Below are 21,842 nucleotides of genomic sequence, written 5' to 3'. Positions count from 1 at the left end.
CGCCCTACTCGTGCACGACGACGACGTCGCCCACCGACAGAAGCCCGTGAAGCTCTTCGGCCTTATCGGGAGGCAGGTTGATGCAGCCGTGGCTGCCGTGCTCGACGTACCAGTCGCCGCCGAACTTCTCCTGCCAACCCGCGTCGTGGAAGCCCACGGAGTTGTCCTTGAAGGGCATCCAGAACTCCACCTCGGTCTCGTAGTCCTTGGTGCCGTCGGGCTTGTAGCCGCGCAGCACCGACTTGCCGTCGTTGGTCTTGATGTAGTAGGTACCCTGGGGCGTGTCGCGCCCGTCGGCGGGCTTGCCGCTGACGATATCGCTCTCCCAGATAATGGCGCCGTCCTCGCCGTAGAAGCGCGCGTGCTGCTCGGTGAGATCCACGTCAATGTAGCGGGTGCCGAAGTCGCGGCCGCCCTCGTCGGGGGCCTGGGCCGCGTTCTGCTTCATGATGATCTCCAGCGTGCCGCCCGCCCCGGAGGTGAGCGCCTCGCGCACGGCGTCGGCGGTGGCCTGGCTGTCGGTGATCCAGCCGTAGTCGCCGCCCTTCACCGTGACGGCCTTGCCGTCGGGACGCGTGAACGTGCGGGTAGCGCCCGTGGTGTCCATGGCGTTCACCTTCTCCTTCACCGCCGCCACCAAAGGCTCAGGGTCGAAGGTCACGGAGAGATCGTCGCCCAAGGTGATGTGCTCGGCGATTTCGTCGGCGGTGATGGCCATCTTCTCGGCGCCCGCCATGGTGAGGGAAAGCGCCCCGCCGAGGTGCTTGTTGGCCGCATCGCGCGCCTCGGCCAGCGCGGGGTCGTCGCGCGTCACCGTGGGCTTGGCCAGCACGGCGTCGGAGAGCGTCACCTTCGGCGCGAAGTTCACCGTGCCCCGCGTCACCTCGTCGATGACGACGTCGGCCAAAAGGGTGTTGCCCTCCTCCTCGGGCACGACGACATAGCCGCCCTCGTCGGCGTCATAGGCCACGGTGGCGTTCTTGGGAGCGGTGCCGCGGGCGTTGGCCTCCTCCACGGCGGCGGTCAGCGTGTCGGCCAGCTTCGAGTTCTCCAGAGTGGAGACTAAGTCGTCGGTGTCGTCGTGGCGCTGGAACACCTCGTAGGGCCACGCCCAGGGGTTCATCTCGGCCAGAAGGCCGTCGGCGATAGATTGGCTGTCGAGCGCCATGCCCATGTCCGTGGCGTCCAGCGTGAGGGAAAGACCCGGGCCCTCCACCTTGAAGGTGTAGTCGCCCAGCACCTCGTCGAGCATCTGATGGACCTCTTCGGGCGTCTTGCCGGAGATGTCCATGCCGATGATGGTGGACTGCGGGAAGAAGCGCCCGGAGAACACGATGACGCCGGCGAAGTAGACAAGGGCGATGGCGCCTAGAATGGAGGCCATCACGATGCCGAAGATCTTGAGCCCCCGATGCTTCTTGGGCGGCCGGGCATTCACCTGGTAGCCGGGCACGTAGCCGCCGGACGTCGGGCCCATGGGGGGCACGACGGGCATGGCGCCGGCGCCGCTGATTGCGGGGCGCGAAGGCTGAGGGGGCATCGCGGCGGTTCCCTGGTCGTGCTGGGGCGGCATCGCGCCCGTGGCCTGGGGCCCCACGGGCCTCGGCGCGCCGAAGCGGCCCTCGGGCATGACGAAACCGCGGGTCGCGCTTGCGCCCGCTTCGGAAATTCGATTGTCAGATGTGCTGTGTCGTGGCATAGTGCGCTTCCGTGGTGCGATTCAACTTACTTTGGGGCCGCCGCGCAAGTCGGCGGATGCGCCTTAGGCCCATTATAAGCCAAGGAGCCCGCGGCCGCCGGCGGATACGTCGTTCGGCGCTACTTTCCCACAGACCGCGCCCCGCGCGCCACCCTGCACGCCATTCCCCACGACTCCCCCACAGAACTTAAAGGATTTTCAGCCTGTTTCCCCAGAACATGACCGTTTTCGTAAGGAATAAGCCACGCAAGGAGAGAAAAGCGGCCGCCCCGAAGAGCGGCCGCGAAAAGCTTGGTGGAGGCGCGGAGAATCGAACTCCGGTCCATACTAAATTGTCCACAAGGCGCTACAGGCTTAGTCAGCGATCGGGCTTCGGAGCGGATCGGTTCGCAGACCAACGTGGCCGCTCCTAGTCGGTTCCGTCTTTCCAGCGGCCATACCGACTACGTGCCGCGGGGCATTCCCCTCAAATGACACCTTGCCCGGTTCGGGGAAACACCGGGGTCGGTGATCACCAGAACTGCTGTTAGGCAGCCATGGCGGCCGGCATGTAGTAGCCGGTCTTAGAAGTGTTTTTGCCAATTAACTTGACGGTACCCCTGTTTAGCGTGGCGAGGAGACCACGGCCTGCTCCTCGTTTCGAACTTACCATGTCGAAACCAGTCGCCCCCTTTAAGGGTTGTCGATTTATTCTAGCGGGCGCGCCGCTCCTGTCAAGAGCCGCACCATCGGCCCCGTCAGCCCGACACGCCCGAGCCGCCGCGGCGCTAGGCCGCCACGCGGATGAGCTCGGCGCCGCTCAGGTCGTAATCGTCCAAGCACACGCTCTGGCGCGCCGGCTCGTCGTAGGTGCACCAGTAATAGGTCTTGGTGGCCGCCGAGTAGCCGTCGGAGAACATCGTGTACTCGAAGCGACCGTCGGCCATCTGCGCGCCGCCCTTGCACATGGACGCGCCCTCAAGCGTGCGGAACAGGCGCGTCACATTGGCGGCCTCCCCCTCTTCTGCGGGATAATGCGCATTCAGGAAGGCGGCCCGCACGAAGCGGCTGGCCGGATCGTAGCCGCCCGGGAACCCGATCATGCCCGCGCCGCTGCCGAACGCGCGCAGGGTGTCGCGCGTCCACGCAACCGGCTCGGGATGCGCGGTCTCGATGTGCATATAGTTACGCACATTCTCGGTATGCCAGGGGAAGGGCGGCTGGTTGGTAAGCACGTCCAGCCCGTCGTCGTACACGTGCATGCCGTCGGCTTGGCATTCGATGACGATGGACTCCTTCCCATCGCCTACCAGCCAGTGCAGCTGGGCCACGCCATAGCCCTCGCTGGGCGCCTTGGCCACGATGACAACGTCCTTAAGCGCCTTGCGCACCTCGGCCACCGTGGAGAAGCTCGCCGCCACCCACAGAGGGAACTCGTAGGCCGCCACGTTCACCGCTCCCTTTTCGGGAGCTTCGGCGAACTGGGCGTAGCCGGGGAAGTTAAGGCCGGCGATGGCGAGTCCCGCCTCGTTGGCGCAATCGAAGTAGCACGGCACGCCGCCCACGACGATGCCCATGCCCACGCAGGCATGCTCTGGACTCAGCGAACCAAGGAACTGCGTGGGGATAGACGCCCCTCGCGGGGTGATGACCACGCCCTCGCCGTAGCTCTCGCACCAATCGAGGTTGCGGCCGAAATACAAGTTGCCGGCTGCATCGGCAAAACGAACGCCCGTGCACATAATGATCTCCTAACGACGAAATGGGAGCGACCCAACCGATCGCTCCCATTCATGGTAGGCCCCGATGACCGACGTTCGCCGATGCGGGCCGTCTCCGTTGTCGTTTCGACAGCGCCTTGTCGCCGTTACTTTTTCTTCTTAAGGAAACTCAGCGAATCGGAGATCTCGTCGAAGGTGCTCTTCAGCTCGGCGGCCACCTGAACGCCGTCCTTGTAGATGGCGTTCACGTCCCTGGTGGCGGCGGCCACGCCCTCGCGGCTGATGCCGAGGTCGAACTCATCGCCGTCCGAGGTGCGCTCCACGCGCACGCCGTCGCCGTCGTTGTCCTCGGCGACGTAGTAGTACTCCTGCTCGTTGCCGTCCTCGTCGAGCAAGATGAAGCCGATCTCGTTGTCGTGCTCGTCGACGATCACCGCATAGACATCGCCGTCCTCGATCTCCATCTCGATGACTTCGCTCTCCTCTTCGGGCTCCTCCTCGATGTGATAGCCCTCCGAGTGCAGGATGTCGGCGTCCTCCTCGGCCTGGATGGCCTCGGGCACCTCGTCGGGATCCCAGCCGTCGTAGTCGGCCTCGTTGTCGGTCATGAAGCTGTCGTAGGCGTGCTCCAAGTCGCTTTCGGCGGCATCCTCCTCATCGGCGTCGAAGAGGGCGTCCTCGTCGTCCTCGGCGTCTTCCAGCTCTGTTTCCTGGTCGGTCCACTCGGCATCGGTCTCGCCGACCTCTTCCATGCTCTCAAGCTCTTCGTCAAGACCCATTGCCAGACTCCTAACCTCGTGATGTACGTGCGCGGGCGACCTCGCCCGCCGAACCTATGATGCCACGACTTCCCGCGCCGTGGCCCTCCCGCGCCGTTTCGTTGACCGAGCGTGAACGTGCCAAGGCGCGACGCCGGTCGTGCAGCCCGCAGACACCGAGCGAAGGCGGTGGCGCAACCGAACGCCGGCGCGCGGCGCAGCCCCGCAGACCCCGGCCTAGCGAACGCGCTCCTTCAGCGCGCGGTCGATCTCGCGCTTGGTGTCGCGCTCCTTCATGGAGGCGCGCTTGTCGTAGAGCTTCTTGCCCCGGGCCAGCGCCAGCTCCACCTTCACCCGGCCGTCCTCGTTGAAGTACATCTTCAAGGGCACGATGGCCAGGCCCTTCTCGGCCACCTTCGCGTCCAGGTAGCGAATCTGCTTCTTGTGCAGCAGGAGCTTCCGGCGCCGGTCGGGGTCGGGGTTGAAGATGCTGCCATTGGAGTACGGCGAGATGTGCACGTTGTTGAGCCACACCTCGCCGTTCCGAATGAGGGCGAAGCAATCGGTGAGCTGGCAGTTGTTCTCCCGCAGCGAGCGCACCTCGGTGCCCGTCAGCTCGATGCCGGCCTCGTAGGTCTCCAAGATCTCGTAGTCGTGGAAGGCCCGGCGGTTCTTCGCGATGGTCTTCTCCTCGCGCTTCGGCACGGCCCTCACGCCTCCTCGGGTGCGGCGGAAGCGTCGGACGCATCGGCATCGGCATCGGCATCGGCGCCGGCGGCCTTCCCTTCCGCATTCTCGGTCACCGCGCCGCCCAGCCCCGGCACGAAGCTCGTGTCGGGGGCGAGGTCTTGTGCGAAGCGGGTGATGAGGCGCACCGTGGCCTCCAAATCGCGCAGGCAGATGACCTCGGTGGGAGTATGCATGTAGCGCAGCGGCACGGAGATGAGGCCTGTGGGAATGCCCCCGCGCGTCACCTGAATGGCCCGAGCGTCGGTACCGGTGACCGACGGCTCGGCCTCCAGCTGGTACGGAATGCCCTCCGCCTCGGCAGCGGCCACGAGGCGCTCGAACACCACGGGGTTGATGTTCGGCCCCCGCGCGATAACCGGGCCCGCCCCGCAGACGATCTTTCCGTACTTCGTTTTGTCGATGCCCGGGTAGTCCGTGGCATGGGTGACGTCGAAGGCGAGCGCCACGTCCGGATTCACGGCATGGGCGCTTGTCATGGCGCCGCGGGTGCCGATCTCCTCCTGAGTGGTGGCTACGGCGATGAAGTCGCCCGGGGCGCGGCCGGCGCGGGCCAGCTTCTCCATGACGCGACAGGCGATCCACACGCCGCACTTGTCATCGAAGCACTTCGAGACGGCCATGTCGTCGCCGAACCGCTCGAATCCGACGCCGAACGTGATGGGGTCGCCCACCCGCACAAGCTTCTTCACGCGCTTGGGCTTCATGCCCAAATCGATAACGAGGGAGGAGAGCGGCGTCACCGTCTTGCGCTCGTCCGGCTCGATGAGGTGGATGGGCTTGCGGCCCACGATGCCGCGGAGGGTGCCGGAAGCGGTGTGCACGTCGACCCGCATGCCGGGCAGGATGGCCGCGTCCACGCCGCCCAAAGAGGCCACGGAGAGGAAGCCCTCGTCGGAGATGTAGGTGACCATGAGGCCGATCTCGTCCATATGGGCCGCCAGCATGAGCGAGGGCGCACCGGCGTCGCGGCCCTCGAGTACCGCGCGCACCGAGCCCATGGTGTCGGTGGCCACTTCGTCGGCCACATCGGCGAGCCTCTCGCGCACGAGAGACGCCGCCGGTTCCTCGAAGCCCGTCGGCGAGGGAGTCTCCACCAGCTGCTTCAGAAATTTCAGGTGCTTCTTCTTCATATCACCAATATCCTTTCGAATGCTTGCGCTTGCGCTCGGGCTTGGGAGGGCGGAAGTCCAGCGCCAGCTGGCCGTCGGTGGTCTTCTCCCGCTTCTCGGCGGGAGCGGCGCCGGCGCGCTCCACCTTCTCGATGGTCCACGACACCGCGCTCGCGCCGAACAGCTCTAGCATCTTCATGCGCGCGTCGTGGGCGTTGGCCTTGGTGCCGGCCCGCGCGTCGCTCTCGAACTCGAACAGCCCGCGCTCCCTCTCGTAGGAACCCTTCGGCGACTGATAATGGGCGATGTACGTTGCCATAAACTCGCGCGCTTCCTTTCTCAAACGTTCCCGAGCCATGATAGCAGAGCGCACGAACTTCGTGGATGGCCCGGACGCCAGATTCTGCCAGGTAAATGCCACTTCGACCCCGAAATGTGCGCCCCATTTTCCACGTCTTGTACATTTCTATCTTCAACTGGCACTTTTCTGCCATTTCAGCCCCGAAATGTACAAACCGTCTCTTGTCCATCAACCATTTCTAGGCCAAAGTGGCATTTCGAAGGCAGAATCGGAAAAACATCTGGAGACGACCGGCCACCAGCCTGGGCACCGTTGGATACCAAACAGTATCTTCAGTGTCCAAAAAAGAGAAAAGGCCAGAGGCTATAAACCTCTGACCTGGTAAAACATGGAGCCGGTGACAGGAATCGAACCCGCAACCCACTGATTACAAATCAGTTGCTCTACCGTTGAGCCACACCGGCGACGAGCGCGTGAACGGCCGACCCTCCCCATCGATGCCGTTCCGCGTCGGCCCATTGTACGACAACGCTCCGATTTAGGGAAGTTGCAACCGCAGATTCCCTACTCCTTGGCGCCCCACTGCTCGTAGTAGGCGTCGATGGCGGCCGCGATATCGTCGTCGATCACGATGCGCCCGGCCACCTCGTGGTTGTGCAGGCACTCCTTCACCTCGGCCATGGACACGATGGAAGCCACCGGGAAGCCGTACTTCGCCTCGATCTCCTTCTGGGCCGTGGTGACGCCGCCCTTCCCCACCTCCATGCGGTTGAGCGACACGATGAGCCCGCGCACATCCACATCGGCAGCGGCCTTCAAGATGGGGTAGGTCTCGTCGATGGACTTGCCCGAAGTGGTGACGTCCTCCACCATGATGACCTTGTCGCCGTCGTGAAGCTCCGCGCCGAGCAGGTTGCCCGCGTCGGCCCCGTGGTCCTTCACTTCCTTGCGGTTGCAGCAGTACTTTACCTCCTTGCCGTACAGCTCCTGAAGCGCCATGGCCGTCACCACCGCCAAGGGGATGCCCTTGTAGGCTGGCCCGAACACCACATCGAAGTCCAGCCCGAAATTGTCGTTGATGGCCTGGGCGTAGTACAGACCCAGCCGATGCAGCTGCTCGCCGGTCACATAGGCGCCCGCATTCATGAAGAACGGCGACTTGCGCCCGCTCTTCAGCGTGAAATCGCCGAACTTCAGCACGTCGCTCTGAACCATGAACTCGATGAACTCGCGCTTGTAAGCCTCCATAGCCGCCCTTTCATCCGTGAGGAGTTCCCTCATGTTTCCTATGGGCACCATGATACCCGATTTCCTCGTCGGTTTCCCCGAATCGATCAAAGTGCGGCTCCAGCACGGTTGGCGCGGGGAACGAACCGGGACATTCCCGCGTCATTTCTGCGGTTCGGATCGCGTAGCATGGCACGATCCAAACCCCCGGTGAAAGGACGGCCTAGATGTCGAGAAACCTTCTGTTCAGCGAGTACCCCATGTTTGACAGGATCATGGAGGAGCGCCCCGATCTGTGCCGCCGAGTGCTGGAGACGGCCCTCGGTGTGCCCGTGGACGAGGTACGCAACGTCGTCGCCGAGCGCACCCTGCAGCCCCGCGTCGGCTCCCACGGAGTGCGCCTCGACGCCTGGGTTCGCACCTCGGACGCGCTCTACGACGTGGAGATGCAGACCTACTCCCGCGAGGGCCTGGGTCGACGCATGCGCTACTACCAGAGCGCCATGGACACTGCGATGCTGCGCCCGGGAGCCACCTACGACAGTTTGCCCGAGAGCTTTATCGTTTTCATCTGCCTACACGACGAGTTCAAGGAGGGGCTCCCCGTCTACACCTTCGACATGATATGCGATGAGAGCGGATCCGTGGTACTCGGGCACGGCTTCAGATGGGTCGTGCTCAACGCCTCCGCTTGGGAGATGTTGCCAGACGGGCCGCTTCGTGGTTTACTTCGGTACGTCGCCACCGAGGAGGTCGGAGGCGACGGCCTTACCGCCGACCTCGCGGCCGCCGTGGAGGCCGCCAACGAAGACGCTCCATGGAGAGAGGAGTCTCTTGTCATGCTGACGCTGGAAGAGGATATGCGCGCCCAAGGCCGCCTCCTGCAGAAGAAGGGTCGTGAGGAGGGGCTTGCCGAGGGCAGAGCCGAGGGTAGGGCCGCGGGACGGGCGGAAGGAGCCGACCAACTTGGAAAGCTGATAGCTCAGCTTATGGATGCCGGCCGCTTCGAGGACGCCCGCCGTGCGGCGACCGATGCGGAATACCGTGAGGGGTTGCTCGAGGAGCTTGACTCGTAGAAGCAGGAGCAATCGCGAACCGACGACAACGAAGTCTCCCCCTTCGCAAGCCCCCTCGCCGCCACACTCCTCTCCCGACCCCAGAAGACATACGCCGCAAGCAAACCGGCGATGTTCCGCCCATTGACACGCGAACATCTATTCGGGTAGTATAGCGTACATTCATTCGGGCGAACAAGTGTGCTCGTTTGGTGTTAGCGGCGGGAAGATGTCTGGCGGTTGGAAGGGGTTGCGCGGTGAACGTCATCGAGAAGCTGGAGATTCTGGCCGATGCGGCGAAGTACGACGTGGCTTGCACCTCCTCCGGGGTTCAGCGCGCGGGCAAGGCCGGACAGCTGGGCGCGGCCACCCAGGCGGGATGCTGCCATTCGTTCACGCCGGACGGGCGCTGCGTCACGCTGCTCAAGGTGCTCATGACCAACGTCTGCGTCTACGATTGCTGCTACTGCGTGAACCGCGCGAGCAACGCCGAGGCACCCCGAGCCGCATTTACGCCTCGCGAGTTGGCCGACCTCACCATCGGCTTCTACCGCCGCAACTACATCGAGGGGCTGTTCCTCTCCTCCGGTGTCGCCGGATGCCCCGACCGCACCACCGAGCTCATGATCGAGGCCCTGCGCATCCTGCGGGAGGAGTACGGCTTTCGCGGCTACATCCACACCAAGGCCATCCCCGGCACCTCGGTGGAGCTCATCGACGAGCTGGGGCACCTGTCCGACCGTCTCTCGGTGAATCTGGAGCTGCCGAGCCGGCAGAGCCTGGGGCTTTTGGCCCCCAACAAGTCGCGTGCGTCCATCCTGGCCCCCATGCGGCATATCTGCGACTCCATCGCCGACGATGCGGAATCGCGCTCGCTGGCGAAGAAGCGCACTACGGTATACCTGACGAAGAAGAACGCCCGGAAGGCACGGGCCTTCGCGCCGGCGGGCCAGTCCACCCAGATGATCGTCGGAGCCACCCCGGAAAGCGACTACCAGATCCTGAACCTGTCGGCGGCCCTGTACACCCACCTGTCGCTGAAGCGCGTGTTCTTCAGCGCCTACCTCCCCGTCGTGTCCGACCCGCTCCTGCCCGCCACCGACGCCGTGCAGCTGAACCGCGAGCACCGCCTCTACCAGGCCGACTGGCTCTTGCGCTTCTACGGCTTCAACGTGAGCGAGATCATCGACGAGGAGAACCCCTTCCTCGCCCCCGATGTCGATCCGAAGGCGAACTGGGCTCTGAACCACCTGGACTTCTTTCCCGTGGAGGTGAACAGCGCGCCTTTGGAGGCCCTTCTGCGCGTGCCCGGCATCGGCGTGCGCGGGGCGAAGCTCATCTGTCGGGCACGACGGCAGTCCACCCTCGGCGAGGCGGAGCTGAGAAAGCTCGGCATCGCCTACAAGCGGGCCCGCTACTTCATCACCGTGAACGGCGCCTGGGGCGGATCAGGAGTCGATTTCTCACGCGAGGCCCTGCACGCGCGGCTTTCGGCCCCTATCGACGGCGGTCGCCATGGGCGCCGCGCCGACCGCGCCCCAGCTGGCCAGATGAGCCTCTTCGAAACCGTGGAGGCACCGCCCGTACTGCCCGAGGCGAGCCCCGATGCGGCAACCGCCCGCGAGGTCGCCTTCGCCGCCCAGCGCCGGGCCCTTGAGGCGGCCGGGACGGCGACCGGGCGGCAAGCGGCCGCAACCGAGCCGGCATCGGTCGCAGAGCGCTCGATCGCCGACGGCCGCAAAACGCTCGACAGCCCGCTGCTCTCGGTGGCCTAGGTGGGCGCCATGAAGCATATCCCGAACGCATACGCGGAGGGCGCCCCTGCGACGCCCTCCCCTCCTCCCGACATCTACGACGAGGTGGCCTACGCCTACGACGGCTCCCTGGAAGGGCTGCTCTCGGCCGTCTTCGCCGCCTACGAGCGCCACGAGCGTCCCACCGATGTCGCGCCGGAAGAGCGCCTGCAGCCCCGTCTCGGCCAGCGCGTGGCGCTCATCCCCACCGACCAGGACCGGGCCCTGCGCGTCATGAGCACCCTGCGCCGCCAGTGCGGCCGCGCGGCAGCCCTGGCGGTGACCCGCGCCGCTTGCTCGGACGAGCCGGATGCGGGCACGGCGGTCTACCGCTTCGTGCGCTATGCCATCGACGAGCAAAAGCATCGCGCATGCGAGCACTGTCGCAAGCGCGCCTCCTGCGCAGGCCGCGGCGGCATGGGGCCGTGCCCCAAGCAGCGGGGCCGCGCCTTCTCGGACATCACGCATCCGGCCGTGGAGCGGCTCTTCCGCATTTCGCGCTCGGTCGGTCAGGAATGCGAGCATATGCGCCAGTTCGTGCGCTTCCAGCACCTCGCCGGCGAAGGAGCCGATGTATGGTTCGCCCGCGTGAACCCGAAAGCCTCGGTGGTGCCGCTTATCATGGATCATTTCGTGGAACGTCTCGGCGTGCAGCCCTTCATCATCTACGACGAGGTGCACCATCTCGCCGGCGTCTACGACGGCGGCGACTGGCAGCTGGTGAACACCGAGGGCGCCGGCGACTTGGAACGAGCGCTGCCCGACCGCACCGCCGACGAGGCCCTCATGAGCGAGGCCTGGCGCACCTTCTACAAAAGCGTCTCCATCGACGCCCGCTACCACCCGGAGCTGCGCCGTCAATTCATGCCCAAGCGCTTCTGGAAGAACCTCACCGAGCTGCAGGAAAGCCCTGCCGCCCTGCGCCCGCGCTACGCTGAACGCGGGTGAGCCGCGGCCGCGCAAACATCCCCGCCGGTGCGACGACGGCCCTACAAGCTGAATACCAGCTCGCCGGTCGGGGCGGTCAGCTTGCCGGGCACGGGGCACTCGCACTCATAGGCAATCCCTACGGCCGGCCCCACGTGAACGCCGATGACCGGACTGACGGGCAGCACCTCCACCGCGTGTCCCACCGCCGGCTCGATAGCCTCGCGCGCCCATTTGATGGCGGGGGCCGCCGATCCGATGTAGTGCACCACCACGCGCTTGAGCCCAAAGGCCTCGATCTCCTCTTTGAAGACGTCTGCCATGCGAGCAAGCGTCTTCTTCCACGTGCGCACTTTCGCCAACGTGGATGTCTCCCAATCGGCCACCGTGAGCACGGGGGAGATTTGCAGCAGACCGCCGAGCAACGCCGACGCACCTCCAATGCGACCGCCCGCCTTCAAAAAAGCAAGGCTCTCCGGAGCGAAGATGAACCGCGACGAGACGACCGAATCAATCGCCGCCTGCGCGCACCGCGTCAGATCGCCGCCCGCATCGCGCGCATCGCATGCATCGAGCACCGCGAACATCTCATCGCCGCAGTTCGACGTCGAGTCGATCAGCGTGCAGCGGAACTGCTTGTAGCGCTCCTTGCAGGCCCGAGCGCTGCGCACCGCCCCTTCGAACGTTCCGGACATCTTCGACGAGATGAAAACCCCGAGCACCTCATCGGCCGCCTGCGCCGCCTTTTCGAAAATCGTCTCCATCGCATGCTGCGAGGGCTGGCTCGACGTAGGCGGATTGTCGATCATGTCGGCGATATCCTCATAGAATGCATCGACGTCCATGTCGGCCTCGCGGTACTCACGACCATCCCGATTCACGAACAGCGAGACGACTTCGATATCGCGCTCCCGCACCACCTCGGCGGGGATAGAGGCGACCGAATCGGTGACGATCTTGACCACGACTTCTCCTTTCAGCGAGGCACCCGAAGGCATCCGCGCCGCACGCGACGGCGTATCGCGACGCTGCGGCCGCGATGGGCATTTTTGCTATCGTACACCATGTGCACGCTCGAAAACGCGCGCAGAGGAGAAGTTCATGCGACCGTTGAGCCAAAAGTCGGCTAATACTCTCGCATACCGCTGGCAGCTAGGCGCTACACGCCCGTGAAGTCGAAGGCCGGGATGAAGCTCTCCTCAGCGGCTCCCCCTTCTTGCCAGAAGTAGTCCTCCACTCCCAGCGCATCGGCGAAATCGAGCAGCTGCTCGTACTCGGAATCGGGTACCGTGGTCGCAAGCTCGGGACTCGCCGCCAGGGCCGCGGCCGCCCGCCTGTCGCCGGCTGCAGCGGCCTGAGCGATCACCGGCGTGTACTGGTTCATGAGCGAGAGCCGGACATCGCTCCCGAAGCGCTCGTGCAGAAGCCGCACCACGGCCTTGGAGTTATCCAGGGCCCCGGGCAGCATGAGATGGCGCACCACCACGCCGGAGACGAGGCGCTCCTGGCCGCGGAACTCGTCATAGCACGGGGCGCCAACGACCTCTACCATGGTCTGAAGCGCCGCGAGGGCCACCTCGGGGTAGTCGGCAGCATGGGAGTAGCGAGCCGCCAGCGCCGCATCGGCGTACTTGAAGTCGGTGAGGTAGGCGTCCACGAAGCCGACGTTGCCGCGCACCGCCTCCACGGTCTCGTAGCCGCCCGTGTTCCACAACACCGGCAGCGCCATGCCCTGCTCGCGCGCCAAGGCAACCGCCGCGCGGATCTGCGGCGCGAAGTGCGTCGGCGTCACGCAGTTGATGTTCAGCGCCCCGGCCGCCTCAAGCTCGCCCATGATGGCGGCCAAGCGCTCGACAGTGATTGCCCGGGCCGCCTCGCCCAGAGCGATAGAGGCGTTCTGGCAATAAACACAACGCAGAGGGCAGCCGGAGAAGAAGATGGTGCCGCTGCCGTCCTCGCCGGAGATCGGCGGCTCCTCCCAGAAGTGCAGCGCCGCCCGGGCCACGAGCACCTCGCCCGCAGCTCCGCAAACCCCGCGCTCCCCCGCCGCCCGATCAACGCCACACCTCCGGGGGCACAGCTCGCACGACAACGGCAACGCGTAGAGGGGATGCGGGATGCCTTGACCGAGCGAGTTCCGTAGCGAACGGAAATGCCCTGTGGGCATTTCCGCCGAGCGAGGACTGTCTGAGCGAATCAAGGTATCGCGCAGCTCTGATTCCGGCGAGTCACAACTAGTTGTTCGAGTAGTCGAAGTCGTCGTTATAGGGAGCGAAGTCGTCATAGTCGTCGTAGTCGTGATCCTCGCGGAAGTGGTCGTGGCCGCAACCGTCCTCGTCGTCGTAGGCGCTCCAGTCCTCGTCCTCCTCGGAGGCAGGGTGCCCATAGGCCTGCTCGGCGCGCGTCCAGTCGAGCCCGGCCCGGGCTCCGGCCGCCTCGTCCTGATACACCAGAGACAGCGCCGCCGGCGCCATATCGGCGCCTCCGATGACCACCAGAAGCTCCAGCAAGTGCATGGTCGCCTCCACTCCGGGCAAAATCACCTCGGCGTCGTCGGCGGCCATGAGCGCCGCGGACAGCTCGGCCAGGAGCATCTCGGCCGTGTAGTCGCCGGTGTAGCGCTGCTGGCGCACGGCCTGTACCACAGGATCGGCGGAGACGGGGCTGAACAGCGGAATCTGGTCGGCGTCCAGCGCTCCCACCGAACGGGCCGAGGCATCGTCCAAGGCCACGGCCTCGATGGCGCTCACCAGATCGGCGGCCAAGGGCAGCGTGTGGGTATTGCGCAGAAGCTGCGCGCGGCCCGGTGCCCCCACTTCCACCACTTCTCCGAAGATGGCGTCCAGAAGCCGGCGGACATCGTCGGTCAGCTCGGCTTCGGTGGCCACCGGCCCCAGAAGGTTCTCGCGGGCGAATGCATCGGCGGCCACAAGCGAGCGTACCGTCGCCGGTGCCTCCACCATGATCAGGTCGTTCACCGTCGCCACGGCGTTGATCTCGCGGGCGAAGTTCGGCGTGGCGGCCGACAGATCGACCAGCGTGGAGCCCGGGGCCGCCGTCGTGACGAGCCCCTCGTCGCCGAAGTACAAGTCCTCCAGCGCCGAGCCGGAGGTGGTAAACGTCACCACGATGTCCGCCGAGGCGACATCGGAGGCTCGGGAGAAGCCGGCGTCAGCCAGGCGTCCCTCCACGGCCCCGATGAACGACGGGGCTCCCACGTAGGCGTACGACTTCGCCATTACTTGTCTCCCTTCACCTTGCGGGCGATGCGATCGGCCACGGACAGGTTCTCGCGCTTGTCGTGGCCCCAGAACACCACGGCCAGCATATCGGCGCCCACATGAGACCCGATGACCGGACCGATGTTGCACACCAGGCACAAAAGCCCGGGCGCCTCCTTTTCCAAGGCCTCCTTCAGACGCGCGGCATCTTTGGGGCAGTCGGCGTGGCCCACAATGGCGACATGGGCCTGACCGGCGTCGTCGACGTTCTTCTTGTAGTATTCCGCCAGCTGCTTGATGCCCTTCTTGCGCCCCCGGGCCACGCCGACCAGCGACAGCGTCCCGTCCTCGGCGATGACGAGCAGCGGCTTCACATCCAGGGCGGCACCGGCCACGGCAACCGAGGCGGGAATGCGGCCGCCGCGGCGCAGGGCCTCCAGATCGTCCACCATGAACTCCTCGTTCACGAAGCAGCGGGCCTCCTCGGCCCAAGCGGCCAGCTCGGCGGCCGACATGCCCTTCTCGTGCTGCACCAGCGCCTCGTAGACGAGCAGACCCTCGGCCACGCTGGCCAAATGGGTGTCCACGATATGCAGCTCGAAGTCCGGGTGCTCGGCAAGGACTTGATCGCGCACGACGCAGGCGGCGTCGAAAGAGGCGGACAGACCGCTGGAGAACGCCAGGTACACCGCCGGCGTCCCCTCCTCGGCCGCCGCCGTGAACGTGTCGGTGAGCGTCTGCAGCGTCACCTGGGCCGTCGAGGGCTCGGCGCCCTTGCGCATGGCCCCGTAGAAGGCCTCGGCCGACACGGACTCGAACAGGTCGTCCTCGAAGGTGCCCCCCCCCCCGTCGACGGTGTAGGGGAACTTCATGAGCGTGACGCCTGGGCGCCGCACCACCGAGGCGGGCAGATCGCAGCAGGAATCGATGATCAGGTGGCATTTCGCCATAGAGCGTCCTCTCTATAGAATATGTCGCAGCTCGGCCACCAGCACCCGGCGGCGCTCGTTGAGGCCCAGCTCCAGACCAACAGGATAGGTGTGGGGGTTCAGCATGCGCAACTGAGTTTCATCAAGGGTTTCCAAACCAACACAAGCGCGGGCGCGGGCGGCCATGGCGCTGCGGTCCTCCGGCGCGAGCACCACCTTGCCGACGCGGGCCAGCGGGCGCAGCAGCGTCTCGAAGCGCAGGCCCGAGAGGTTCTTCTGGCGCAAATCGTCCATGGGGTCCACGATGACCTCCCGCGCATCCGGCGTCTCGTTCACGTCGAAGACCATATCGCCGGCGATGCGGCCGTCGGACTGGTAGTACCGCCGCACGTCGAGCACGCCCGGGGTGGTGAGCTTGGCGGCCGATTCGGAGATCTTCAGCCGCGCCGTCCAGGGAGCGCCCTCGCCCGCGCGGACGGCGGCCAGCTTGTAGACGCCGCCCAAGGTGGGCTGGTCGTAGGCGCTCGCGAGCTTCGTGCCCACGCCGAAGGACATGACGTCGGCGCCTTCCTCCAGCATCGACTGGATGGTGTACTCGTCCAGATCGTTCGAGAGCACGATGCCGCAATCGGTAAGCCCCGCCTCATCCAGCATGCGCCGGGCCATCTTCGAGAGCCACGACAGGTCGCCCGAGTCGATGCGGATGCCGGCCAGACGCTCGCCGCGCTCGCGCATTTCCAGGCCCACGGTGATGGCGTTTCTGATGCCCTGCTCCACATCGTAGGTATCCACCAGAAGGATGCAGTTGTTCGGGAAGATGCGGGCGTACTCGCGGAAGGCGGTGAGCTCGTCGTCGAAGGACATGACCCAGGAATGGGCGTGGGTGCCCGAGACCGGGATGTCGAAGAGCTTGCCGGCCAGCACGTTCGAGGTGGAGGCGCAGCCGCCCACCACCGCCGCGCGCGATGCCCACACGCCGCCTAGGCCCTGGGCCCGGCGCAGGCCGAACTCCGCCACGGGGCGCCCCTTGGCGGCGCGGCACACACGGGCGGCCTTGGTGGCGATGAGCGTCTGGAAGTTCACCATGTTCAACAGCGCCGTCTCGATAAGCTGGCACTGCATGATGGGGCCGGTGACCCGCACGAGCGGCTCGTGGGGGAACACGATCGTACCCTCGGGCACCGCGTCGATATCCACCGACAGGCGCAGATCGCGCAGATACTCCAGGAAGGCCGGATCGAACAAGGGGCCGCCGGCCGGAGCGTCCAGCGAGGCCAAATAGGCGATATCCTCCTCGCTGAAGCGGAACGTCTCCACCAGGTCGGCCAGCTGGGCCATGCCGCAGGCCACCGCGTAGCCTCCCTTGAAGGGATAGTCGCGGAAGTACATGGTGAAGCAGGCCTCCTCGCCCGCTTTCTCGGCGTCCCAGTAGCCCTGGGCCATGGTGATCTGGTACAGATCGGTGAGCAGCGCGTAGTCCACGTTCATGAGTGAGGTGCCTCCCTAGTTTCCGGTGCCGTTGCCACCGTTGCCGCTCTGCGGGCCCGAGCCCGCACCCGAGCCGCCGTCGGCCTTGGGCTTGCGGGAGCGGCGCCGGCGCCGAGGCTTGGAAGCGCCCGTGTCCGCCTTAGCCCCGTCGCTGCGGGACGCGCCGCCCTGCTCGGCCCGCAGCCCCGAGGACTTCTGGCCCGGCCGCGGCGAGGCGCCCTTGGGCTTGCCGTCGCCCTGGCCGGAGCGAGAGCGGCCCTGGGAGCCCTTGGCCCTTTGCGCTTTCCCCTGGCCGCCCTGATTGCCCTGGCCGCTCTGGTTGCGGCCGCCGTCCTTGGGGCGCGCGCCGTCCTTGGGCCGCGAGGCCGTCCCGGAGCGCTGACGGCGCGGCTTCGGCGATGCGGCCCCCTCGCCGCGCGCGCCCTCCTCGCGGGAGGTGGACACGCGCTCCAAACCGCGCCCGTCGTCGGCCGCCGACAGCTTCGTGGAGCGGCGGCGCTTGCGGGGCGGGGCGGCCGGTGCCGGAGACGCCGCCTGCGTCCCCGCCGAGCGCGAGCCGCCGCGCCCGCGGCCCTCGGAGCCGCCGCGGCGCGAGCGCCCCGCCTCGCCCGATCCCTTGCGCGATCCGCCGGTATGGCGCACCTTGGCGCCCTCGGCCAGCTTATCGGCCCCGGTGAACTGGCTCGTCGAGAAGATGAGCGCCTCGCCGCCGATGAGCCCGCGATCGCTCGTCGCCTCTTCCCAGGCCTCCTCCCCCACGGCATTGGGCCGCGTAGCACCCTCGGGCGCCGAATCGAAGTCGGACAGGGGCACCTTCACGGGCTTTTCCCCCTCCACCTTCAGCGACACGATCTCCCGCGGCACGTCGTGATCGACCACCTTGGCAGGCCCGGCCGGCGTCTGCACCGTGGCGTTCAACTTGGGAGCGCGGCTCTTGAAGTCCTTGTAGGCATCGAACTCGTAGCGCAGACAGCACATGAGGCGCCCGCACAGCCCCGAGATCTTCTGGGGGTTCAGCGAGAGCCCCTGCTCCTTGGCCATGCGGATGGACACGGGGCAGAACTCGCCGCCGAGTCGCTTGCAGCACAGCTCCTGGCCGCAGTGCCCGATGCCGCCCACCATGCGGGCCTCGTCGCGCACGCCGATCTGACGCATGTCGATGCGCACGTGGAAGCGGGCCGCCAGCTTGCGCACCAGCTCGCGGAAGTCGATGCGCTCCTCGGCCTCGAAGTAGAAGACAGCCTTGTCGCCGTCGAGCAGAAACTCCACGGACACCGGGTGCATGTCCTCGTGGTACTCCCGGGCCATCTCCTTGAACACCGGCAGGGCCTCGGCGGAAGCGCGCTCCATCTCGGCCGCCTGCTCGATGTCCTCCTCGGTCGCGATGCGCTCCACGGGGCGCAAGGCGCTCTTCAGCGCGCGCACCTGCTCCTCGGACACCTCGATAACCTCGCTCGCGGCGATGCCGAACTCGGTGCCCCGGGCGGTACGCACCACCACGGGCATGTCTTTCTCTATATCCAAATCGCCCGGATCGAACCACAGCGTCCGGGGGTTGAAGGTCAAGTTAATCGGTGCGACCCGAACCATGAACAACCTCTCTTACGTCGAACAGCAACGTGTCCAAGCACGTTTCTGGGGATACATTATAGGCCAGCGCCCGCTCGCAGGCGTCCACCTGGGAGCAAGCTGCGGCGATGGCCGCCGCATCGGCGCCGGAGAACAGCGCGACGAGCGTGTCGCGCACATCGGTGTTGATGACCAGCTCCGGCGTCCCGCAGGCTACCATGAGCCCATCGCGCAGCCACGAGCGAACCATGGCCGTCGTCTGGCGCAGACACTCGGAGGTCTTCGCCGACAGCTGGCGCTTGTTGCGCGCCTCTATCTGGCGGATGGCCGACTTCGCGAGGAAGTCGGCGTTCTCGGCAAGCTCCGCCTCCTGGGAGGCGCGCACCTCGTCGAGCGGCGCCTTCGACGCCTCCACGAGCGCGCGGGCCATCTCCACCACATCCCAGTCGTCGGCGGCGCCCAGGCGTGCCAGGTCGGAGAAGAGCCGCGTCCGGAAGGCGAGGCGCTCGCTTCCCGGCGCCCGCAGAAACGCCACGGCCGAGGTGATGGAGCCGCCGCAGGCCTCGATGGCCTGGCGCGCTTGGGCCGGGTCGGCGCCGGTGTTCTGGGCCACGATGCCCGCGGCCTCCGAGGCGGGAATGTGGCGGAAGGGCACCACCTGGCATCGGGAGACGATAGTGGGCAGCACCGACTCGCGGGTACGGCCCAGAAGGATCATCACCACGTCGTCGGCCGGCTCCTCCAGTGTCTTCAGAAACGCGTTGGCGGCGCTCGCGCCCAGCTGGTCCACACGATCCAGAATGTAGATCTTCTTGTCGGCCTGAATGGGAGAGAGCGCCGTGTCGGCCACGATCTCGCGCACCTGTTCCACCAGATACCCGTTCGCGCCGGCCGGGGCGAAATAGCGCACGTCGGGGTGCTTGCGCCGCAAAATGCGCCCGCAGCGGTCGCAGGCGCCGCAGGAACCGCCCCGCGGCCCGCGCGGCCCCTTCGGGCACAGAAGCGCCTGGGCGAGCGCATAGGCGGCCTGGGTCTTGTTGGAGCCGGCCGGCCCCACGAACAGGTAGGCCTGGGTCACCCGCTCCGAGACCACCGAGGCGCGCAGAAACTCGCGCACCTTGGGCTGTCCCAGAATGTTCTCGAAGGCGTCAGCCACGGGCGCCCTCCTTCGCCTTCGCTTCCTTCTCGGCGCGCTTGGCCGCCATTTCCCGTGTGACGAGGGCATCCAGATCAGCCCCGCCGGCCAGCGCCGCGGCGGCCTCCGGCAGCACGGGCGATACCGCCTCCAGCACGGCGCGGAACGTGTCGGCGCGGTGCACCCGCGACAGCACCGTCCTCACCCGGGCCGGATCGGCCTCGGCGATCTGCTCGAAGCCCACGGCCACCCGGCTGTGGAAGGCGTCGCCGGCCAATTCCAGACGGTCGGTTCCCTCGCGGCGCCCCATGCGCGAGCGCACAGCCGAGGCGGGGGCCACCAGAAGCACCGTGGCGTCGGGCACCACCCCGTCGCAGGCGAACCGGTTCGCCGCGTCGATGAAGGCGCCATCGAGCCCCCGGCCGCAGCCCTGGTAGGCCACCGTGGAATCGTAGAACCTATCGCACAGAACCACCGCCCCGCGCCCGAGTGCCGGGCGGATGACCTCGTCGACGATCTGGGCCCGGGCCGCCTCGTAGATGAGCAGCTCGGCGCGATCGCTCATGGCCTCGTGGGCCGGGTCAAGCACGACGGCGCGCAAAGCCTCGCCCACGGCGGTGCCCCCGGGCTCGCGCAGGCGCACCACCTCGCGGCCGGCGTCTTCCAGAAGCCGTGCGAGGAAGCGGATCTGCGTCGATTTGCCGGCGCCGTCGCCCCCCTCGAAGGTGACGAAGACGCCCGTGTTCGCGGGCGCTGCCACAGCTGCTAGGCCCCTTCCCGCTCGGCGGCGGCGCACGCGCGCACAGCATCGGCCACGGCGTCGGCCACGCGCGAATCGAAGGGATCGGGCATGATGAACTCCTCGGTCAGCTCCTCGTCGGAGACGAGCGCGGCCAAAGCCTCGGCGGCAGCCAGCTTCATAGGCTCGGTGATGCGCTCGGCCCGGGCCTGCAGCGCCCCCTTGAAGATGCCGGGGAAGGCGATGACGTTGTTCACCTGGTTCGGGAAGTCCGACCGTCCGGTGCCCACCACGCGCGCCCCGGCGGCACGGGCCTCATCGGGGAAGATCTCGGGGGTGGGGTTGGCCATGGCGAACACGATGGCGTCGTCGGCCATGGAGGCGACCATGTCGGGCGTGATGACCCCGGGGGCCGAAACGCCGATGACGATGTCGGCGCCTTCCATGGCGTCGGCCAGCGTACCGGACTTGTCCTCCAGGTTCGTCACCTCGAGCATGGCCTCCTGGGCCGGGTTCATGCCCTCGTAGGACGAGCTTAAGATGCCGCGGATGTCACACATGGTCACGTTCGCGAAGCCGTAGGAGAGCAAAAGCTTCGCGATGGCGATGCCCGCCGAGCCCGCGCCGTTGACGACCACGCGCACCGATTCCTTGTCCTTGCCCACAAGCCGCAGCGCGTTGATGATGCCCGAGAGCACCACGATGGCCGTGCCGTGCTGGTCGTCGTGGAAGACCGGGATGTCCAGCGCGTCGTTCAGCCGCGCCTCGATCTCGAAGCAGCGGGGGGCGGCGATGTCCTCCAGGTTGATGCCGCCGAAGGCCGGGGCGATGCGGATGACCGTCTCGACGATCTCGTCGGTGTCCTGGGTGTCCAGGCAGATGGGGAACGCGTCCACGCCGCCGAAGGCCTTGAACAGGGCGGCCTTGCCCTCCATAACCGGCATGGCGGCCTCAGGGCCGATATTGCCCAGACCCAGGACCGCGCTGCCGTCGGAGACGACGGCCACCGTGTTCGCCTTCAGCGTGTAGTCGTAGGCCGCCTCGGGATTCTCGGCGATGACCTTGCAGGGCTCGGCGACGCCGGGCGTGTAGGCCACGGCCAGATCATGGCGCGTGGCGATATCCATCTTCGGATCGAAGGCGAGCTTGCCGCGCCATTCGGCGTGCTTGGCGAGCGATTCCGCTGCGATATCCATAGGTTCCAAGTCCTTAGAACGATTTCTCCCGTGTAAACCCGCCTATTGTACCCCCTTCCCGCCGCCGCGCCCCCGCTCGCCCCTCCCCTGCGCACAAGTTCCACCCGCCGCACAAGTTTCGACCCCTAAGCCAGACTTGCGTATCGCGCCCTTCCCCGTCGCACCCCACCAGTCACGCGCGCTTCGCGCCCCCTCACCCTTGACCCCCCAGCACCACCCTCTTACCGCTCGCATCTGCAAAACCTT

General features: G+C 66.6%; 19 protein-coding genes, 1 tRNA gene and 1 other RNA gene. 3 read left to right on the top strand and 18 right to left on the bottom strand.

Translation table 11 applies throughout. The features are described 5' to 3' along the window. Positions 1-4 precede the first annotated feature (4 nt). From NE591_RS09980 to pyrE, 9 genes are all read right to left on the bottom strand, one after another. Complete coding sequence (locus tag NE591_RS09980) at positions 5-1,699, bottom strand: L,D-transpeptidase family protein (protein ID WP_161127793.1); 1,695 nt, start codon at positions 1,697-1,699, stop codon at positions 5-7. Between the two features lie 292 nt (positions 1,700-1,991). Further along, positions 1,992-2,370: a transfer-messenger RNA gene (gene ssrA, locus NE591_RS09975) on the bottom strand. A 96-nt stretch (positions 2,371-2,466) separates the two neighbouring features. Continuing rightward, a complete protein-coding gene (gene bsh / locus NE591_RS09970) occupies positions 2,467-3,420 on the bottom strand; it encodes a choloylglycine hydrolase (protein ID WP_114548719.1) in 954 nt (317 codons plus the stop codon). Positions 3,421-3,545: 125 nt separating this feature from the next. Beyond that, the gene (locus NE591_RS09965) at positions 3,546-4,178 is read right to left on the bottom strand and encodes a hypothetical protein (protein WP_114540611.1); all 633 of its coding nucleotides are present in this window, start codon (positions 4,176-4,178) and stop codon (positions 3,546-3,548) included. A 216-nt stretch (positions 4,179-4,394) separates the two neighbouring features. Then, positions 4,395-4,862, bottom strand: coding sequence for an SsrA-binding protein SmpB (gene smpB, locus NE591_RS09960; RefSeq protein ID WP_022740208.1), 468 nt, complete (start codon positions 4,860-4,862; stop codon positions 4,395-4,397). Between the two features lie 5 nt (positions 4,863-4,867). Continuing rightward, positions 4,868-6,037: a M42 family metallopeptidase gene (locus NE591_RS09955; protein ID WP_161127795.1), complete on the bottom strand. Its 1,170-nt coding sequence runs from the start codon at positions 6,035-6,037 to the stop codon at positions 4,868-4,870. 1 nt (position 6,038) lies between these two features. Then, positions 6,039-6,335 (bottom strand): hypothetical protein, encoded by a 297-nt coding sequence (locus NE591_RS09950; RefSeq protein ID WP_022740210.1) that lies wholly within the window; start codon positions 6,333-6,335, stop codon positions 6,039-6,041. Between the two features lie 371 nt (positions 6,336-6,706). Next, positions 6,707-6,781, bottom strand: a tRNA-Thr gene (locus NE591_RS09945). Positions 6,782-6,881: 100 nt separating this feature from the next. Beyond that, a complete protein-coding gene (gene pyrE, locus NE591_RS09940; protein WP_161127796.1) occupies positions 6,882-7,565 on the bottom strand; it encodes an orotate phosphoribosyltransferase in 684 nt (227 codons plus the stop codon). Between the two features lie 206 nt (positions 7,566-7,771). Here pyrE and NE591_RS09935 point away from each other — a divergent pair, with 206 nt between their 5' ends. The 3 genes from NE591_RS09935 to NE591_RS09925 all read left to right on the top strand — a co-directional run bounded on the left by NE591_RS09935 (position 7,772) and on the right by NE591_RS09925 (position 11,340). Further along, positions 7,772-8,620, top strand: coding sequence for an Rpn family recombination-promoting nuclease/putative transposase (locus NE591_RS09935; protein WP_114548716.1), 849 nt, complete (start codon positions 7,772-7,774; stop codon positions 8,618-8,620). Between the two features lie 236 nt (positions 8,621-8,856). Further along, entirely contained in the window at positions 8,857-10,374 is a 1,518-nt protein-coding gene (locus NE591_RS09930) for a putative DNA modification/repair radical SAM protein (RefSeq protein WP_256156657.1), read from the top strand. 9 nt (positions 10,375-10,383) lie between these two features. Continuing rightward, a complete protein-coding gene (locus tag NE591_RS09925) occupies positions 10,384-11,340 on the top strand; it encodes a TIGR03915 family putative DNA repair protein (protein ID WP_256156656.1) in 957 nt (318 codons plus the stop codon). A 41-nt stretch (positions 11,341-11,381) separates the two neighbouring features. Here NE591_RS09925 and NE591_RS09920 read toward each other — a convergent pair whose 3' ends face one another. The 9 genes from NE591_RS09920 to NE591_RS09880 form a co-directional block, all read right to left on the bottom strand. Beyond that, on the bottom strand, positions 11,382-12,284 hold the full coding sequence (locus NE591_RS09920; RefSeq protein WP_114540604.1) for a DegV family protein: 903 nt from the start codon (positions 12,282-12,284) through the stop codon (positions 11,382-11,384). A gap of 194 nt (positions 12,285-12,478) precedes the next feature. Beyond that, entirely contained in the window at positions 12,479-13,411 is a 933-nt protein-coding gene (locus tag NE591_RS09915; protein WP_227070670.1) for a 4Fe-4S cluster-binding domain-containing protein, read from the bottom strand. Positions 13,412-13,553: 142 nt separating this feature from the next. Beyond that, positions 13,554-14,558, bottom strand: coding sequence for an NAD(P)-binding domain-containing protein (locus NE591_RS09910; RefSeq protein WP_173112558.1), 1,005 nt, complete (start codon positions 14,556-14,558; stop codon positions 13,554-13,556). Continuing rightward, on the bottom strand, positions 14,558-15,490 hold the full coding sequence (locus tag NE591_RS09905; RefSeq protein WP_256156655.1) for a DegV family protein: 933 nt from the start codon (positions 15,488-15,490) through the stop codon (positions 14,558-14,560). The genes NE591_RS09910 and NE591_RS09905 overlap by 1 nt, the downstream gene beginning before the upstream one ends. 12 nt (positions 15,491-15,502) lie before the next feature. Beyond that, on the bottom strand, positions 15,503-16,957 hold the full coding sequence (locus NE591_RS09900; protein WP_256156654.1) for a nicotinate phosphoribosyltransferase: 1,455 nt from the start codon (positions 16,955-16,957) through the stop codon (positions 15,503-15,505). Positions 16,958-16,972: 15 nt separating this feature from the next. Further along, complete coding sequence (locus tag NE591_RS09895) at positions 16,973-18,547, bottom strand: regulatory iron-sulfur-containing complex subunit RicT (protein WP_173112548.1); 1,575 nt, start codon at positions 18,545-18,547, stop codon at positions 16,973-16,975. Beyond that, positions 18,525-19,682, bottom strand: coding sequence for a DNA polymerase III subunit delta' (locus NE591_RS09890; protein ID WP_173112545.1), 1,158 nt, complete (start codon positions 19,680-19,682; stop codon positions 18,525-18,527). Before NE591_RS09890 ends, NE591_RS09895 begins: the two co-directional genes overlap by 23 nt. After that, positions 19,675-20,421, bottom strand: a complete 747-nt coding sequence (tmk, locus tag NE591_RS09885) for a dTMP kinase (protein WP_173112542.1) — start codon at positions 20,419-20,421, stop codon at positions 19,675-19,677. The genes NE591_RS09890 and tmk overlap by 8 nt, the downstream gene beginning before the upstream one ends. Positions 20,422-20,426: 5 nt before the next feature. Beyond that, a complete protein-coding gene (locus NE591_RS09880; protein WP_114540597.1) occupies positions 20,427-21,596 on the bottom strand; it encodes an NADP-dependent malic enzyme in 1,170 nt (389 codons plus the stop codon). Positions 21,597-21,842 lie beyond the last annotated feature (246 nt).

The sequence above is a fragment of the Adlercreutzia sp. DFI.6.23 genome (genome assembly GCF_024462535.1).
Lineage (GTDB): Bacteria > Actinomycetota > Coriobacteriia > Coriobacteriales > Eggerthellaceae > Adlercreutzia > Adlercreutzia rubneri.
This window is presented reverse-complemented; position numbering and strand designations above follow the sequence as displayed.

What these genes read in the sequence shown, in the direction of transcription:
- NE591_RS09925 (WP_256156656.1), top strand. Translation starts at nt 10,384, where the DNA reads ATGAAGCATATCCCGAACGCATACGCGGAGGGCGCCCCTGCGACGCCC.
- NE591_RS09905 (WP_256156655.1), bottom strand. Translation starts at nt 15,490, where the DNA reads ATGGCGAAATGCCACCTGATCATCGATTCCTGCTGCGATCTGCCCGCC.
- NE591_RS09895 (WP_173112548.1), bottom strand. Translation starts at nt 18,547, where the DNA reads ATGGTTCGGGTCGCACCGATTAACTTGACCTTCAACCCCCGGACGCTG.
- bsh (WP_114548719.1), bottom strand. Translation starts at nt 3,420, where the DNA reads ATGTGCACGGGCGTTCGTTTTGCCGATGCAGCCGGCAACTTGTATTTC.
- NE591_RS09950 (WP_022740210.1), bottom strand. Translation starts at nt 6,335, where the DNA reads ATGGCAACGTACATCGCCCATTATCAGTCGCCGAAGGGTTCCTACGAG.
- NE591_RS09980 (WP_161127793.1), bottom strand. Translation starts at nt 1,699, where the DNA reads ATGCCACGACACAGCACATCTGACAATCGAATTTCCGAAGCGGGCGCA.
- NE591_RS09900 (WP_256156654.1), bottom strand. Translation starts at nt 16,957, where the DNA reads ATGAACGTGGACTACGCGCTGCTCACCGATCTGTACCAGATCACCATG.
- pyrE (WP_161127796.1), bottom strand. Translation starts at nt 7,565, where the DNA reads ATGGAGGCTTACAAGCGCGAGTTCATCGAGTTCATGGTTCAGAGCGAC.
- NE591_RS09935 (WP_114548716.1), top strand. Translation starts at nt 7,772, where the DNA reads ATGTCGAGAAACCTTCTGTTCAGCGAGTACCCCATGTTTGACAGGATC.
- NE591_RS09965 (WP_114540611.1), bottom strand. Translation starts at nt 4,178, where the DNA reads ATGGGTCTTGACGAAGAGCTTGAGAGCATGGAAGAGGTCGGCGAGACC.
- NE591_RS09910 (WP_173112558.1), bottom strand. Translation starts at nt 14,558, where the DNA reads ATGGCGAAGTCGTACGCCTACGTGGGAGCCCCGTCGTTCATCGGGGCC.
- NE591_RS09955 (WP_161127795.1), bottom strand. Translation starts at nt 6,037, where the DNA reads ATGAAGAAGAAGCACCTGAAATTTCTGAAGCAGCTGGTGGAGACTCCC.
- NE591_RS09880 (WP_114540597.1), bottom strand. Translation starts at nt 21,596, where the DNA reads ATGGATATCGCAGCGGAATCGCTCGCCAAGCACGCCGAATGGCGCGGC.